Source organism: Klebsiella sp. 10, assembly GCF_018223925.1.
Classification (GTDB): domain Bacteria; phylum Pseudomonadota; class Gammaproteobacteria; order Enterobacterales; family Enterobacteriaceae; genus Klebsiella; species Klebsiella pneumoniae.
The window spans coordinates 64,874-79,966 of record NZ_JAGRRB010000004.1 but is presented as its reverse complement, the minus strand read 5'-3'; the positions used below and the strand labels follow the sequence as shown (position 1 = coordinate 79,966).

The following is a 15,093-nucleotide window of genomic DNA, read 5'->3' as shown; positions in this document are numbered from 1 at the left end:
GCGATGAATAACCCTAACCCCGTAGCCACCTACGCCCTGCGGCTTGGCGACAATGGTCTGGTTCTGGCCCAGCGTTTAGGCGCCTGGTGCGGACATGCTCCCGAGCTCGAGATCGATCTTGCGCTGGCCAACATCGGCCTCGACCTGCTCGGCCAGGCGCGCAATTTTTTAAGCTATGCCGCCGAGCTTAACGGTTGCGGCGACGAAGATACGCTGGCTTTTGGCCGCGATGAGCGCCGGTTCAGCAACCTGCTGCTGGTGGAGCAGCCAAACGGCAATTTTGCCGACACTATCGCCCGCCAGTTCTTTATCGACGTCTGGCATGTCGCCCTGTTCAGCCGGCTGGTGAACAGCCGCGACGCGCAGCTGGCGGCCATTGCCGCTAAAGGGCTGAAAGAGGTGCGTTACCACCAGCGCTTTAGCCGCGGCTGGCTGGAGCGTCTCGGTAACGGCACCGAATTATCAAATCGCAAAATGCAGCAGGCGGTCGACAATCTGTGGCGCTTCACCGGCGAACTGTTCCTCGCTGATGAAGTGGAGCTCAGCCTGGTTGAGCAGGGCATTGCGGTTGATCCGCGTGAACTGCAGGCCGAATGGCAAAGCGCGGTACACACGGCGCTTCTCGACTCCGGCTTACAGATCCCGCAGGAAGCGGCCTTCCGCAGCGGCGGCAAACAGGGGCTGCACAGTGAACATCTCGGCCCGCTGCTGGCGGAGATGCAGTATCTGCAGCGTTCGCATCCCGGACTGCAGTGGTAAGTGAGGTGACTATGCAACGTCTTGCCGATATCGCTCCTGCAGAGGTTCGCACCATCTGGGGATTATTAAGCGCGATCCCGGATCCGGAAGTGCCAGTACTCACCATCACCGACCTTGGTATGGTGCGCAGCGTCGCGCGCCATGGCGACGGCTGGGTGATTGGCTTTACCCCGACCTATTCGGGCTGTCCGGCGACGGAGCATCTGCTGGGGGAGATCCGCACGGTCATGAGCGAGCATGGCTTTCAGCCGGTACATATCGTCCTGCAGCTGGATCCGCCGTGGACCACCGACTGGATGAGTCAGGATGCCCGCGAGCGCCTGCGCCAGTACGGCATCAGCCCGCCCCAGGGGCACGCCTGCCATGCGGACAGGCCCGTTGAGGTGAGCTGTCCGCGCTGCGGCAGCGCCCATACCTCGCTGATTAGCGAATTCGGTTCCACGGCCTGCAAAGCGCTCTATCGCTGCGACAGCTGCCGGGAACCTTTTGATTACTTTAAATGTATTTGAGGTTGCCATGACGACGTTCCATTCGCTTAAGGTGGCGAGAGTCGAGCCGGAAACCCGCGATGCGGTGACCATCACTTTTGCGATCCCGCAAGCCCTGCAGGCGGAATACTGTTTTCGCCCGGGCCAGCATCTGACGCTAAAAGCCCGTCTGGGCGGCGAAGAACTGCGCCGCTGTTACTCCATTTGTCGCAGCCGCACGCCCGGCGAAATTAGCGTCGCGGTCAAAGCTATCGACGGCGGGCGCTTCTCGCGCTACGCCCAGCACGATATCCAGCAGGGTATGGAGCTGGAGGTGATGGTGCCGCAGGGGCATTTCGGTTATCAACCGCAGGCCGAACGGCAGGGAGAATATCTGGCGATTGCCGCCGGCTCCGGGATCACGCCGATGATGGCGATCATTAGCGCGACGCTAGCGACCGAGCCGCAAAGCCGCTTTACGCTGATCTACGGCAACCGCAGCAGCCATAGCATGATGTTCCGCCAGGCGCTGGCCGATTTAAAAGACCGCTATCCGCAGCGCCTGCAGGTGATCCACCTGTTTAGCCAGGAGTCGATGGACAGCGATCTGCTACAGGGGCGCATTGACGGCGACAAACTGCGCCAGCTCGCTGATCATCTGCTGGATTTCAGCCGTTTCGACGAGGCCTTTATCTGCGGGCCGGCGGCGATGATGGACGAGGCGGAAGCGACGTTACGTGAACTTGGCGTAGCGGAGAAATCGATTCATCTCGAACGCTTTAATACACCAGGCGGCAATGTGAAGCGGGCCGCTGGAGTGCAGGCGGAAGGGCGCACGGTGACCATCCGCCAGGACGGGCGCGATCGGCTTATCGCCCTCAGCGCCGAAGACGACAGCATCCTGGATGCCGCATTGCGTCAGGGCGCCGATCTGCCGTTCGCCTGTAAGGGCGGGGTATGCGCCACCTGTAAATGCAAAGTGCTGCGCGGTGAAGTGGCGATGGCCGCCAATTACAGCCTGGAAGCGGATGAGCTGGCGGCGGGCTACGTGCTGAGCTGCCAGTCGCTGCCGACAAGCGGCGATGTGGTGGTCGACTTTGACGCGCGGGGGATGGCATGAGTGACCTGCTGATCCACCGTCATGGCCGGGTGCTTCAGTTGACGCTGAACCGCCCGCAGGCCCGCAACGCGCTGAACAATGCCTTATTAACCCAGATTGCCGAGGCGCTGGAGGCGGCGGCAGTTGATGACAGCGTCGGCGTCTGCGTTATTCGCGGTAACGCGCGTTTTTTCGCCGCCGGGGCTGACCTCAATGAAATGGCGGAAAAAGATCTTCCTGCCACCCTGGATGATATTCGCCCACGGTTATGGGCGCGAATCGATGCTTTTACTAAGCCGCTCATCGCCTCGGTCAACGGCTACGCGCTCGGCGCCGGCTGCGAGCTGGCCCTGCTGTGCGACCTGATTGTCGCCGGGGACAATGCCCGCTTTGGCCTGCCGGAAATTACCCTCGGCATAATGCCGGGCGCGGGCGGCACCCAGCGGCTGATCCGCAGCGTTGGCAAGGCGCTGGCCAGCCGGATGGTGCTGAGCGGCGAGAGTATTGACGCCCGCCAGGCGCAGCAGGCCGGGCTGGTCAGTGATATCCATCCGGCGGCGTTAACCGATGAGTATGCCCTGCAGCTGGCAACCACCATTGCCCGCCATTCGCCGCTGGCGCTACGGGCGGCAAAACAGTCGCTGCGCCTGGCGCAGGAAGTCAGCCTGCAGGCCGGTCTGCAACAGGAGCGCCAGCTGTTTAGCCTGCTGAGCGCCACCGAGGACCGCCGCGAAGGCATCGACGCCTTCTTACAAAAACGTACCCCGGAATTTAAAGGACGCTAATCGTGGAAGCTTTCATTCTCAGCGCAGTGGAACAGGGCGTCATGACCATTACCCTCAATCGCCCGGACCGCCTTAACAGTTTTAACGACCTGATGCATCACCAGCTGGCGGAATGTCTGAAGCAGGCCGAGCGCGATGATGGCGTGCGCTGCCTGCTGATAACCGGCGCCGGCCGCGGTTTTTGCGCCGGCCAGGATTTGAACGACCGCAATGTCGACCCCAGCGGCCCGCCGCCGGATCTTGGCATGTCGGTAGAACGCTTTTACAACCCGTTAGTGCGCCGTCTGGCGGCGCTGCCGAAACCGGTCATCTGCGCGGTTAACGGCGTGGCCGCCGGCGCGGGCGCTACCCTGGCGCTGGGCTGCGATATCGTGCTGGCCGCGCGTTCGGCCAAATTTGTGATGGCGTTCAGCAAGCTCGGCCTGGTGCCGGACTGCGGCGGCAGCTGGTTCCTGCCGCGGGTGGCCGGCCGTGCGCGCGCGATGGGGCTGGCGCTGCTGGGCGACAGCCTCAGCGCGGAACAGGCCGCGCAGTGGGGGATTATCTGGCAACTGGTGGACGATTCAGAACTGGCGGATACCAGTCTGCAACTGGCGCGCCATCTTGCGGCGCAACCGACGTTTGGTCTTGGGCTGATTAAAAAGGCGCTGCTGGCTTCTGAAACCAACAGTCTCGACGCGCAGCTGGACCTGGAGCGCGATTATCAGCGTCTGGCCGGGCGCAGCGATGATTACCGCGAAGGGGTCAGCGCGTTTCTGGCCAAACGGCCACCACAGTTCAGCGGGAAATAGATGATGACGACATCCTTAGTCAACGTGGCGGTGATCGGCAGCGGCACCATGGGGGCCGGCATCGCCGAAGTGGCTGCCGCCGCCGGGCATCCGGTGCGTATTTTTGATATTAACCCTAAGGCTGTAGACCTGGCGATAGAGGGTATCGCCGGGCGTCTGGCGTCACGCGTTGCGCGGGGCAAACTGGCGTCAGAGCAGGCCGACGCGCTGCTGGCGCGCCTGCATCCGGCCCACGATTTAGCCGCACTTGCCGATGCAGATTTAGTGATCGAAGCGGCCTCTGAACGGTTGGAGGTCAAAACGGCTCTATTCGCGCAGCTGGCGGAGATCTGCGCGCCGTCAACGCTGTTGACCAGTAATACCTCGTCTATTTCGATTACCGCTATCGCCGCCGGGGTCAAAAACCCGGAGCGGGTGGCCGGACTGCACTTTTTTAATCCGGCGCCGGTGATGAAGCTGGTCGAGGTGGTGAGTGGTCTTGCGACCTCCACAGAAGTGGTGGAGCAGCTGTGCCAGTGCGTAAGCGGCTGGGGGAAACAGCCGGTACGCTGCCGCTCAACGCCGGGATTTATCGTTAACCGCGTAGCGCGTCCGTTCTACGCTGAGGCCTGGCGCGCGCTGGAAGAACAGGTTGCCGCCCCGGAGGTTATCGATGCCGCTTTGCGTGACGGCGGCGGTTTTCCGATGGGACCGTTGGCGCTGACTGACCTGATTGGCCAGGACGTCAACTTCGCCGTGACCTGTTCGGTGTTTAACGCCTTCTGGCAGGACCGCCGCTACCTGCCATCGCTCCTCCAGCAAGAGCTGGCGCTGGCCGGGAGGCTGGGTAAAAAGAGCGGTCACGGCGTCTATCGCTGGCCCGCGGAGACGCAGCCGGACGCGGCGCTGCCGCCGGTAATGATGGGTGCTGAATCCGTTACCGTCAGAAGTGACAACGTCACTGAATTAGACGATGTCTTGCTGCTGGAGACTGAAGGCGAGACCGCCCTGGCGCTGAGTATTAAGCATCACCGCCCGGTGGTGGTGTATGACCTGTGCGCCAGCGATACGGTGGTGCTGGCCGCAGCGGCAACCAACGCGCCTGCGGCCACTGAAAAGGCCGTGCATTACTTCCAGCAGCAGGGCAAGAAAGTGCTGCGTATTGCCGATTATCCCGGCCTGCTGGTGTGGCGCACGGTGGCGATGCTGATTAACGAAGCGCTGGATGCGGTGCAAAAAGGCGTCGCCAGCCCGCAGGATGTCGATACCGCGATGCGCCTTGGCGTGAACTATCCGCATGGCCCGCTGGCATGGGGAGAACGCCTTGGCTGGCGGCGGGTGCTGCAACTGCTGGAGAACCTGCAACACCATTATGGCGAGGAGCGCTATCGCCCCAGTTCCCTGCTGCGCCAGAAGGCGCTGATGGAGAAGCACCATGAGCAATGATCCGTGGCGCAACGCGCGCGTGATGTACGAAAAAGATACCTGCGCCAGAAAGATGGGGATCGAACTTATCGAAATGGACGACGGTTTTGCGCAGATGAGTATGACCGTCTCGGCGGACATGCTTAACGGCCATCAAACCTGTCACCGTGGTCAGCTATTTACGCTTGCCGATACCGCTTTCGCCTACGCCTGTAACAGCCAGGGGCTGGCGGCGGTGGCCTCGGCGGCAAGCATTGATTTTCTTCGTCCGGCGTTTGCCGGCGACCGGCTGGTCGCCACCGCCAGAGTCAAACAGCAGGGCAAGCTGACCGGCGTCTACGACATCGAAATTGTTAATCAACAGCAAAAGATTGTGGCCCTGTTCCGCGGCAAATCGCACCGCATCGGCGGCACAATCACGGGAGACGTGTAATGCGCGACGCCTTTATTTGTGACGGGATCCGTACGCCGATTGGCCGCTACGGCGGCGCGCTGGCCAGTGTGCGCGCCGACGACCTGGCGGCAATCCCGCTGCGTGAGCTCCTGAGTCGTAATCCCGGGCTCGACCCGGCAGCAATTGATGATGTGATTTTCGGCTGTGCGAATCAGGCCGGGGAAGATAACCGCAACGTGGCGCACATGGCGACGTTGTTGGCCGGTTACCCGCATACCGTGCCGGGCACCACGATTAACCGCCTGTGCGGATCGGGTCTGGATGCCATCGGCTTTGCCGCCAGGGCGATCAAAGCCGGCGATGCCGATCTGCTGATTGCCGGCGGCGTGGAATCGATGTCGCGTGCGCCTTTCGTGATGGGAAAAGCCAGCGCGCCGTACCAGCGTCAGGCGGAACTCTTTGATACCACGATTGGCTGGCGTTTTGTGAACCCGCTCATGGCGCAACACTTCGGAACTGACAGCATGCCGGAAACGGCCGAGAATGTAGCTGAATTGTTAAATATCAGCCGAGCCGATCAGGACGCTTTCGCCTGGCGCAGCCAGCAGCGCACGGCGCAGGCCCAGCGCGACGGCATTCTGGCGCAGGAGATTGTGCCGGTGCAGATTGTCGGCCGGAAAGGGGCGGTTAGCGACGTGCGCGAGGACGAGCATCCGCGCCCGGAAACCACGCTTGAGCAGCTGGCGAAACTGAAAGCGCCGTTCCGCCAGGGCGGCGTCATTACTGCGGGCAATGCTTCAGGCGTCAACGATGGCGCCGCGGCGCTGATCATCGCCAGCGAACAGCAGGCCGCTATCCAGGGGCTCACGCCGCGGGCGCGTATCGTGGCGATGGCGACGGCGGGTGTCGAACCGCGCCTGATGGGACTGGGGCCGGTACCGGCGGTGCGTAAAGTGCTGGAGCGGGCGGGACTCAATATTAACGATATGGATCTGATTGAGCTGAATGAGGCCTTCGCCGCCCAGGCGCTGGGGGTGCTCAGACAGCTCGGCGTGCCGGACGATGCGGCGCACGTAAATCCCAACGGCGGCGCCATCGCGTTAGGCCATCCGCTGGGCATGAGCGGCGCGCGGTTAGCGCTGAGCGCCAGCCTTGAGCTGCAACGCCGGGGCGGGCGCTATGCGCTGTGTACGATGTGTATTGGCGTGGGTCAGGGCATTGCCATGATCCTCGAGCGAGTGTGAGCTAATTTACCTGCGAGTACCCTACAATGATAACTACTACAAAATTAGATCCGATTGAAACCGCATCGCGTGACGAACTGCAGGCCCTGCAAACCCAGCGCCTGAAATGGACGCTGAAGCATGCGTACGAAAATGTGCCGATGTATCGCCGCAAATTCGACGCCGCCGGCGTGCACCCTGACGACTTTCGGGAATTAAACGATCTGCAAAAATTCCCCTGCACCACCAAACAGGATCTGCGCGACAACTATCCCTTCGATACATTCGCGGTGCCGATGGAGCAGGTGGTGCGCATTCACGCCTCTTCCGGCACCACCGGCAAACCGACGGTGGTGGGGTATACGCAAAACGATATTGATAACTGGGCCAATATTGTCGCCCGTTCGCTGCGCGCGGCCGGTGGTTCAGCAAAAGATAAAATTCACGTCGCCTACGGCTATGGCCTGTTTACCGGCGGCCTTGGCGCGCACTACGGCGCGGAACGTTTGGGCGCGACGGTGATCCCGATGTCCGGCGGACAGACCGAAAAACAGGCGCAGCTGATCCGCGATTTCCAGCCGGATATGATCATGGTGACGCCGTCCTACTGTCTGAATCTGATTGAAGAGCTGGAGCGCCAGATGGGCGGCGATGCCCGCAGCTGTTCATTGCGGGTCGGCGTCTTTGGCGCTGAGCCGTGGACGCTGGCGATGCGCGCGGAAATCGAGCGCCGGCTGGGGATCACCGCCCTGGATATTTACGGTTTGTCGGAAGTCATGGGACCGGGCGTAGCGATGGAGTGTCTGGAAACCGTTGACGGCCCGACTATCTGGGAAGACCACTTCTTCCCGGAAATCGTCAACCCGGACGACGGTACGCCGCTGGAAGATGGCGAGCATGGTGAGCTGCTGTTTACCACCCTGACCAAAGAAGCGCTGCCGGTGATCCGCTATCGTACCCGCGATCTGACGCGCCTGATGCCGGGAACCGCGCGGACCATGCGCCGCATGGATCGCATCAGCGGACGCAGCGACGATATGCTGATTATCCGCGGGGTTAACGTCTTCCCCTCGCAGCTGGAAGAGGAGATCCTCAAGTTTGAACACCTGGCGCCGCACTATCAGTTAGAGGTCAATCGCCGCGGTCATCTGGATTCGCTGGCGGTGCGCGTTGAGCTGAAAGAGAGCGGGCTGGCGCTGAGTCATGAACAACGCTGCCAGATTTGCCATCAGTTGCGTCACCGCATTAAGTCGATGGTCGGGATCTCCACCGATATTACTATCGTCAACTGCGGCAGCATTCCGCGCTCGGAAGGGAAAGCCTGTCGGGTATTCGACCTGCGAAAAGCGGTGGTTAGCGGTTAATCCTCTCCCCGATAACCCGGCTGAGGCCTTTACGCCGTAAGCCGGGAATTTCCTGTGCTATGATTCATAAAGGAAAAATATAACAACAGAATGAATCAGATGAGTAAACTCGACGCCTTTATTCAACAAGCGGTGACGGCGATGCCCATCAGCGGCACGTCATTAATTGCCTCGCTGTATGGCGACGCTTTATTACAACGCGGTGGGGAAGTGTGGCTGGGCAGCGTCGCGGCGCTGCTGGAAGGATTAGGCTTCGGCGAGCGCTTCGTACGCACCGCGCTGTTTCGCCTCAATAAAGAAGAGTGGCTTGATGTTGTCCGCATCGGCCGGCGCAGCTTCTATCGCCTGAGTGATAAAGGGTTGCGTCTGACCCGGCGCGCGGAACATAAAATTTATCGGGCGAATGCCCCGGAATGGGACGGAACCTGGCTGCTGCTATTGTCGGAAGGGTTAGAAAAAACGGTTCTGGCGGAAGTCAAAAAGCAACTGTTATGGCAGGGATTTGGCGCGCTGGCGCCGAGCCTGCTGGCCTCGCCGTCGCAAAAACTGGCCGATGTCCAATCGCTGCTACATGAAGCGGGCGTTGCCGAAAACGTCATCTGTTTTGAAGCCCATTCGCCGCTGGCGCTCTCAAGGGCGGCGCTGCGCGACCGCGTAGAGGAGTGCTGGCATCTCACCGAACAAAATGAGATGTACGAGGCGTTTATCGCCTTGTTCCGACCATTACTGCCGCTGCTGCGCGACAGCGAGCCGTCAGAGTTGACGCCGGAGCGCTGTTTCCAGATCCAACTGCTCCTTATCCATTTCTATCGCCGGGTGGTGCTCAAAGACCCGCTGCTGCCGGAAGAGCTCCTGCCGGCGCATTGGGCAGGGCAAACCGCCCGCCAGCTGTGTATCAATATTTATCAACGCGTGAGTCCCGGTGCGCTGGCGTTTGTCAGCGAGAAAGGTGAGAGCTCGGTGGGCGAGCTCCCGGCGCCGGGTCCGCTCTATTATCAGCGCTTTGGCGGTTTGCCGGGCGCATAAGGAGGTTGCATGCCGATATATCAGATTGATGGACTGACGCCGGTGGTGCCGGAGGAGAGTTACGTTCACCCGACCGCGGTGTTGATTGGCGACGTGATCCTCGGCAAAGGGGTCTATGTTGGGCCCAACGCCAGCCTGCGCGGCGACTTCGGGCGCATCGTGGTCAAAGACGGCGCCAATATTCAGGATAACTGCGTGATGCATGGCTTCCCCGGCCAGGATACGGTGGTGGAAGAGGAGGGCCATATCGGCCACGGCGCTATTCTGCACGGCTGCGTGATTGGCCGCAACGCGCTGGTGGGCATGAGCGCGGTGATTATCGACGGGGCGGTCATTGGCGAAAACAGCATTGTCGGCGCTTCGGCCTTTGTCAAAGCCAACGCCGAGATGCCCGCCAACCATCTGATTATCGGCAGCCCGGCAAAAGCGATTCGCATCCTGAGCGAACAGGAGCTGGCGTGGAAAAAACAAGGTACCCGTGAATACCAGGCGCTGGTGGAACGCTGTAAGCAGACGCTGCACCAGGTGGAGCCATTACGGGAAGTCGAAGCAGGGCGTAAGCGGCTGGCGTTTGATGAAAACCTGCGGCCAAAAGCCGCCACCTGAGGGGTAAAATTATGGCAGAGAAATTATCCGCTCACTGTCACTGCGGTGCGGTGGCGTTTACCGTGGAACTCAGCGACGGCTTCAACACCGTTCGGCGCTGTAACTGCTCATATTGTCGCATGCGTGGGGCGGTCGCGGTCTCTTCGCCGCGTTCAGGAATAGAGGTGGTACGCGGAGGGGATAAGCTCACAGAGTATCGCTTTAATACAGGGGAAGCCGTGCACTTTTTCTGCTCGGTATGCGGGATCTACACCTTTCATCAACGGCGATCAAACCCACAGCAGTATGGGGTGAATGTGGCCTGCATTGACGGCGTTTCGCCTTTCGATTTCCCTTGCGTGGAGGTCAACGACGGCGTGAATCATCCAAAAGATGGCGGCGGAGGCGTGGTGGGGTATTTACGCTACGAGAAAAAGTAAAACTCTCCTCCCGCAGGAAGCGAGAGGAGTGAAATATTAGGCTGCAACCACGCTGTCGATGGCCGCTTTCGCGTCAGACTGCGCTTTGGCCGCGACTTCCGGGCCGTAAGCGATACCTTCGGCGAACACAAAGTTCACGTCGGTGATGCCGATGAAGCCGAGGAAGGTGGACAGGTATGGGGTGACCAGGTCGGTCGGAGTATCTTTATGGATACCGCCGCGGCTGGTAACGACGACCGCGCGTTTACCGGTTACCAGACCTTCCGGCCCTTTCTCGGTGTAGCGGAAGGTGACGCCGGCGCGAGCCACCAGGTCGAAATAGTTTTTCAGCTGCGTCGGGATGTTGAAGTTGTACATCGGCGCAGCGATAACAATCACATCGTTGCCTTTCAGTTCGGCGATCAGCTCGTCGGAAAGGGCCAGCGCTTCCTGCTGACGCGGAGTCAGCGGCGCGTCGCTCGGACGCAGGGCGCCAACCAGTTCGCCATCCAGAACCGGGATCGGATTGGCGGCCAGGTCACGCACGGTGATCTCATCGCCAGGGTGTTTTTCCTGCCATTGTTCAACAAAATAGTCGGAAAGCTGACCAGATTGTGAGTACCCTGCCAGAATACTGGATTTCAGAACTAATACTTTGCTCATGGGTGTTTCCTTTTTTTAATGTGATTGACGGGTCAATGCCCTGGTGCTTGTTGACACTGTATTCACAATCGCGCCACAGAGATAGCGCAATATATCGAATCCTATGTTCAGATTTTTTGAACAAGGCACGAATGACACAGATGTGGTACTCTAAGGCAATACTTCAAAAGAGATTTTCCCGGCAGAGCTCTGCCCGATAACGCTATGACAGAACAACAAAAAATCACCTTCCCCCAGCTTTATCAACAGCTCGACGGCCTGATGCTGCGCGACAAAACGCGCTTTGCCCGCCGTCTGCACGGCGTGAAGAAGGTTAAAAATCCTGAATCGCAACAGGCCATTCTGCAGGAGATGGCGCTGGAGATAAGCCAGGCAGCCGGTAAAGTCCTGCTGCGCGAAGCGGCGCGTCCGGCCATCACCTATCCGGAAAACCTGCCGGTTAGCCAGAAAAAACAAGAGATTCTCGAGGCGGTGCGCGACCACCAGGTGGTGATCGTCGCCGGGGAGACCGGTTCGGGTAAAACCACCCAGCTGCCCAAAATCTGCATGGAGCTGGGGCGCGGGCTGAAAGGACTCATCGGCCATACCCAGCCGCGTCGCCTGGCGGCGCGGACCGTCGCCAATCGTATTGCCGAAGAGCTGCAGAGCGAGCCGGGCGGCTGCATCGGCTATAAAGTCCGCTTCAGCGACCACGTCAGCGAAAACACCATGGTTAAGCTGATGACCGACGGTATCCTGCTGGCGGAGATCCAGCAGGATCGCCTGTTGATGCAGTACGACACCATCATTATCGATGAGGCGCACGAGCGCAGCCTGAATATTGACTTTCTGCTCGGCTATCTGAAAGAGCTCCTGCCGCGCCGCCCGGACCTGAAAATCATCATTACCTCGGCGACCATCGACCCGGAACGTTTCTCAAAGCATTTCAATAATGCGCCGATTATCGAAGTCTCCGGGCGGACTTACCCGGTGGAAGTGCGCTATCGGCCGATAGCGGAAGAGGCGGACGATACCGAGCGCGATCAGTTACAGGCGATCTTTGATGCGGTTGACGAACTGGGGCGCGAAGGGCCCGGCGATATTCTGATCTTTATGAGCGGTGAGCGGGAAATTCGCGATACCGCCGATGCGCTGAATAAGCTGGATCTGCGCCATACCGAAGTGCTGCCGCTGTACGCCCGCCTGTCCAACAGCGAGCAGAACCGCGTCTTCCAGCCGCACAGCGGACGACGCATCGTGCTGGCGACCAACGTGGCGGAAACCTCGCTGACCGTGCCGGGCATTAAATACGTTATCGATCCCGGTACTGCGCGTATCAGCCGTTACAGCTACCGCACCAAGGTGCAGCGCCTGCCGATCGAGCCGGTTTCCCAGGCGTCCGCCAACCAGCGTAAGGGCCGCTGCGGCCGCGTTTCGGAAGGGATCTGTATTCGTCTTTATTCAGAAGACGATTTCCTGTCGCGCCCGGAATTTACCGACCCGGAGATTCTGCGCACCAACCTGGCGTCGGTCATCCTGCAGATGACCGCCCTGGGCTTAGGCGATATCGCCGCCTTCCCGTTTGTCGAAGCGCCGGATAAGCGCAATATCCAGGACGGCGTACGCCTGCTGGAAGAGCTGGGCGCCATCACCACCGATGCGCAGGCAACGGCTTATAAGCTAACCCCGCTGGGCCGCCAGCTCAGCCAGCTACCGGTGGATCCGCGTCTGGCGCGCATGGTGCTGGAGGCGCAGAAGCACGGCTGCGTGCGGGAAGCGATGATCATCACCTCCGCGCTGTCGATCCAGGACCCGCGCGAGCGGCCGATGGACAAACAGCAGGCCTCTGACGAAAAACATCGCCGCTTCCACGATAAAGAGTCTGATTTCCTCGCCTTCGTCAATCTGTGGAACTACCTCGGCGAGCAGCAGAAGGCGCTGTCGTCGAATCAGTTCCGCCGCCAGTGCCGGGTCGATTTTCTTAACTATCTGCGCGTGCGCGAGTGGCAGGACATCTACACCCAGCTGCGCCAGGTGGTGAAAGAGCTCGGCCTGCCGATCAACAGTGAGCCGGCGGAATATCGCGAGATCCATACTGCGTTGCTGACCGGTCTGCTGTCGCACATCGGCATGAAAGATGCCGATAAGCAGGAGTTTACCGGCGCCCGTAATGCGCGGTTCTCTATCTTCCCCGGCTCCGGTCTATTCAAGAAGCCGCCGAAGTGGACGATGGTTGCGGAGCTGGTCGAGACCAGCCGGCTGTGGGGGCGTATTGCCGCGCGCATTGAGCCGGAGTGGGTGGAGCCGGTAGCGCAGCACCTGATCAAGCGCTCATACAGTGAGCCGCACTGGGAGCGGTCGCAGGGCGCGGTGATGGCGACGGAGAAGGTCACCGTCTACGGCCTGCCGATCGTTGGCGCGCGCAAGGTCAACTACAGCCAGATTGATCCGGCGCTGTGTCGTGAGCTATTTATCCGCCACGCGCTGGTAGAGGGCGACTGGCAGACGCGGCACGCCTTCTTCCGCGATAACCTGAAGCTGCGCGCGGAAATCGAAGAGCTGGAGCATAAGTCGCGCCGCCGCGACATCCTGGTGGATGACGAGACGCTGTTCGAGTTCTACGACCAGCGCATCAGCCACGACGTCATCTCCGCCCGCCACTTCGATAGCTGGTGGAAGCGGGCCAGCCGTGAAACGCCAGACTTGCTCAATTTTGAAAAGAGCATGCTGATTAAAGAGGGGGCGGAGCAGGTCAGTAAACTGGACTACCCGAATTTCTGGCATCAGGGCAACCTCAAGCTGCGGCTTAGCTATCAGTTTGAACCTGGCGCCGATGCCGATGGCGTAACGGTTCATATTCCGCTGCCGCTGCTCAACCAGGTAGAGGAAGCCGGGTTTGAATGGCAGATCCCTGGCCTGCGTCGCGAGCTCATTATCGCGCTGATAAAATCGCTGCCGAAGCCGGTACGGCGCAATTTCGTCCCGGCTCCCAACTATGCGGAAGCGTTTCTTGGCCGGGCGACGCCGCTTGAGCTGCCGCTGCTCGATTCGCTGGAGCGCGAGCTGCGTAAGATGACCGGCGTGACCATCGACCGCGAAGCCTGGCAGTGGGATCAGGTGCCCGATCACCTGAAAATCACCTTCCGGGTGGTGGATGATAAAAACAAGAAGCTGCAGGAAGGGCGCTCGCTGCAGGCGTTGAAAGACGCCCTGAAGGGCAAAGTGCAGGAGACGCTGTCGGCGGTCGCTGATGACGGTATTGAGCAGAGCGGGCTGCATATCTGGAGCTTTGGCACCCTGGCGGAAAGTTACGAACAGAAGCGCGGTAACTATAAGGTGAAAGCCTGGCCGGCGCTGGTGGACGAGCGCGACAGCGTGGCCATCAAGCTGTTTGATAATCCACAGGAACAGCAGCAGGCCATGTGGCGCGGTCTGCGTCGCCTGCTGCTGCTCAACATCCCGTCGCCGATTAAGTATCTGCACGAGAAACTACCGAATAAAGCCAAGCTTGGGCTCTACTTTAACCCGTACGGCAAAGTGCTGGATCTGATTGATGATTGCATCTCCTGCGGCGTTGATAAGCTTATTGACGAGGCGGGCGGTCCGGTGTGGACGGAAGAGGGCTTTAGTCAGCTGCACGATAAAGTGCGAGCCGAGCTCAACGACACGGTGGTGGAGATCGCTAAACAGGTCGAGCAGATCCTCACCGCGGTCTTCAATATCAACAAACGGCTGAAAGGCCGGGTGGATATGACCATGGCGCTGGGGCTGTCGGATATCAAAGCGCAGATGGCGGGTCTGGTGTATCGCGGCTTTGTCACCGGCAACGGTTTCCGCCGTCTTGGCGATACGCTGCGCTATCTGCAGGCGATTGAAAAGCGTCTGGAGAAGATGGCTATCGATCCGCACCGCGATCGGGCGCAGATGCTTAAGGTGGAGAGCGTGCAGCAGGCGTGGCAGCAGTGGCTGAATAAGCTACCGCCGAACCGCCGTGAGGACGACGATGTCCGCGAGATCCGCTGGATGATCGAGGAGCTGCGGGTCAGCTTCTTCGCCCAGCAGCTGGGCACCCCGTATCCTATCTCGGACAAGCGAGTGTTGCAGGCGATGGAGCAAATTACCCCATAGCCTGGCT

The 15,093-nt window shown here is 60.2% G+C and carries 14 protein-coding genes; 13 read left to right on the top strand and 1 reads right to left on the bottom strand.

Annotated elements, in window-relative coordinates; translation table 11 throughout:
- Positions 1–3: 3 nt before the first annotated feature.
- The 12 genes from paaC (at position 4) to KHQ26_RS04530 (ending at position 10,337) form a co-directional block, all read left to right on the top strand.
- Positions 4–759: a 1,2-phenylacetyl-CoA epoxidase subunit PaaC gene (gene paaC, locus KHQ26_RS04585; RefSeq protein WP_002902769.1), complete on the top strand. Its 756-nt coding sequence runs from the start codon at positions 4–6 to the stop codon at positions 757–759.
- An 11-nt stretch (positions 760–770) separates the two neighbouring features.
- Positions 771–1,268 (top strand): 1,2-phenylacetyl-CoA epoxidase subunit PaaD, encoded by a 498-nt coding sequence (gene paaD / locus KHQ26_RS04580; protein WP_004176374.1) that lies wholly within the window; start codon positions 771–773, stop codon positions 1,266–1,268.
- A gap of 7 nt (positions 1,269–1,275) precedes the next feature.
- A complete protein-coding gene (paaE, locus tag KHQ26_RS04575) occupies positions 1,276–2,346 on the top strand; it encodes a 1,2-phenylacetyl-CoA epoxidase subunit PaaE (protein WP_016831229.1) in 1,071 nt (356 codons plus the stop codon).
- A complete protein-coding gene (paaF, locus tag KHQ26_RS04570; RefSeq protein WP_004176372.1) occupies positions 2,343–3,110 on the top strand; it encodes a 2,3-dehydroadipyl-CoA hydratase PaaF in 768 nt (255 codons plus the stop codon). The genes paaE and paaF overlap by 4 nt, the downstream gene beginning before the upstream one ends.
- Before the next feature lie 2 nt (positions 3,111–3,112).
- Entirely contained in the window at positions 3,113–3,901 is a 789-nt protein-coding gene (paaG, locus tag KHQ26_RS04565; RefSeq protein ID WP_004140117.1) for a 2-(1,2-epoxy-1,2-dihydrophenyl)acetyl-CoA isomerase PaaG, read from the top strand.
- Positions 3,902–5,326, top strand: coding sequence for a 3-hydroxyacyl-CoA dehydrogenase (locus tag KHQ26_RS04560; protein ID WP_016831960.1), 1,425 nt, complete (start codon positions 3,902–3,904; stop codon positions 5,324–5,326).
- Positions 5,316–5,738, top strand: coding sequence for a hydroxyphenylacetyl-CoA thioesterase PaaI (gene paaI, locus KHQ26_RS04555; RefSeq protein WP_211777852.1), 423 nt, complete (start codon positions 5,316–5,318; stop codon positions 5,736–5,738). Before KHQ26_RS04560 ends, paaI begins: the two co-directional genes overlap by 11 nt.
- Complete coding sequence (pcaF, locus tag KHQ26_RS04550) at positions 5,738–6,943, top strand: 3-oxoadipyl-CoA thiolase (RefSeq protein WP_004151578.1); 1,206 nt, start codon at positions 5,738–5,740, stop codon at positions 6,941–6,943. The genes paaI and pcaF overlap by 1 nt, the downstream gene beginning before the upstream one ends.
- Before the next feature lie 26 nt (positions 6,944–6,969).
- Entirely contained in the window at positions 6,970–8,286 is a 1,317-nt protein-coding gene (gene paaK / locus KHQ26_RS04545) for a phenylacetate--CoA ligase PaaK (RefSeq protein WP_020803996.1), read from the top strand.
- Positions 8,287–8,385: 99 nt separating this feature from the next.
- Positions 8,386–9,312, top strand: coding sequence for a phenylacetic acid degradation operon negative regulatory protein PaaX (gene paaX, locus KHQ26_RS04540; protein WP_020803992.1), 927 nt, complete (start codon positions 8,386–8,388; stop codon positions 9,310–9,312).
- A 9-nt stretch (positions 9,313–9,321) separates the two neighbouring features.
- Positions 9,322–9,918, top strand: coding sequence for a phenylacetic acid degradation protein PaaY (paaY, locus tag KHQ26_RS04535; RefSeq protein ID WP_004183856.1), 597 nt, complete (start codon positions 9,322–9,324; stop codon positions 9,916–9,918).
- 8 nt (positions 9,919–9,926) lie between these two features.
- Entirely contained in the window at positions 9,927–10,337 is a 411-nt protein-coding gene (locus KHQ26_RS04530; protein ID WP_024940864.1) for a GFA family protein, read from the top strand.
- A 36-nt stretch (positions 10,338–10,373) separates the two neighbouring features.
- Here the strand turns inward: KHQ26_RS04530 and azoR are convergent, their stop codons facing one another.
- Positions 10,374–10,979 (bottom strand): FMN-dependent NADH-azoreductase, encoded by a 606-nt coding sequence (gene azoR, locus KHQ26_RS04525; RefSeq protein ID WP_002902889.1) that lies wholly within the window; start codon positions 10,977–10,979, stop codon positions 10,374–10,376.
- A gap of 204 nt (positions 10,980–11,183) precedes the next feature.
- Between azoR and hrpA the strand changes: the two genes are divergently transcribed.
- Positions 11,184–15,086, top strand: coding sequence for an ATP-dependent RNA helicase HrpA (hrpA, locus tag KHQ26_RS04520; RefSeq protein WP_020803980.1), 3,903 nt, complete (start codon positions 11,184–11,186; stop codon positions 15,084–15,086).
- Positions 15,087–15,093: the final 7 nt, after the last annotated feature.

Bases quoted from the DNA above. Each gene is read 5' to 3' on its own strand.
- paaC (WP_002902769.1), top strand. From the start codon at position 4: ATGAATAACCCTAACCCCGTAGCCACCTACGCCCTGCGGCTTGGCGAC.
- paaD (WP_004176374.1), top strand. From the start codon at position 771: ATGCAACGTCTTGCCGATATCGCTCCTGCAGAGGTTCGCACCATCTGG.
- paaE (WP_016831229.1), top strand. From the start codon at position 1,276: ATGACGACGTTCCATTCGCTTAAGGTGGCGAGAGTCGAGCCGGAAACC.
- paaF (WP_004176372.1), top strand. From the start codon at position 2,343: ATGAGTGACCTGCTGATCCACCGTCATGGCCGGGTGCTTCAGTTGACG.
- KHQ26_RS04560 (WP_016831960.1), top strand. From the start codon at position 3,902: ATGATGACGACATCCTTAGTCAACGTGGCGGTGATCGGCAGCGGCACC.
- paaI (WP_211777852.1), top strand. From the start codon at position 5,316: ATGAGCAATGATCCGTGGCGCAACGCGCGCGTGATGTACGAAAAAGAT.
- pcaF (WP_004151578.1), top strand. From the start codon at position 5,738: ATGCGCGACGCCTTTATTTGTGACGGGATCCGTACGCCGATTGGCCGC.
- paaK (WP_020803996.1), top strand. From the start codon at position 6,970: ATGATAACTACTACAAAATTAGATCCGATTGAAACCGCATCGCGTGAC.
- paaX (WP_020803992.1), top strand. From the start codon at position 8,386: ATGAGTAAACTCGACGCCTTTATTCAACAAGCGGTGACGGCGATGCCC.
- paaY (WP_004183856.1), top strand. From the start codon at position 9,322: ATGCCGATATATCAGATTGATGGACTGACGCCGGTGGTGCCGGAGGAG.
- azoR (WP_002902889.1), bottom strand. From the start codon at position 10,979: ATGAGCAAAGTATTAGTTCTGAAATCCAGTATTCTGGCAGGGTACTCA.
- hrpA (WP_020803980.1), top strand. From the start codon at position 11,184: ATGACAGAACAACAAAAAATCACCTTCCCCCAGCTTTATCAACAGCTC.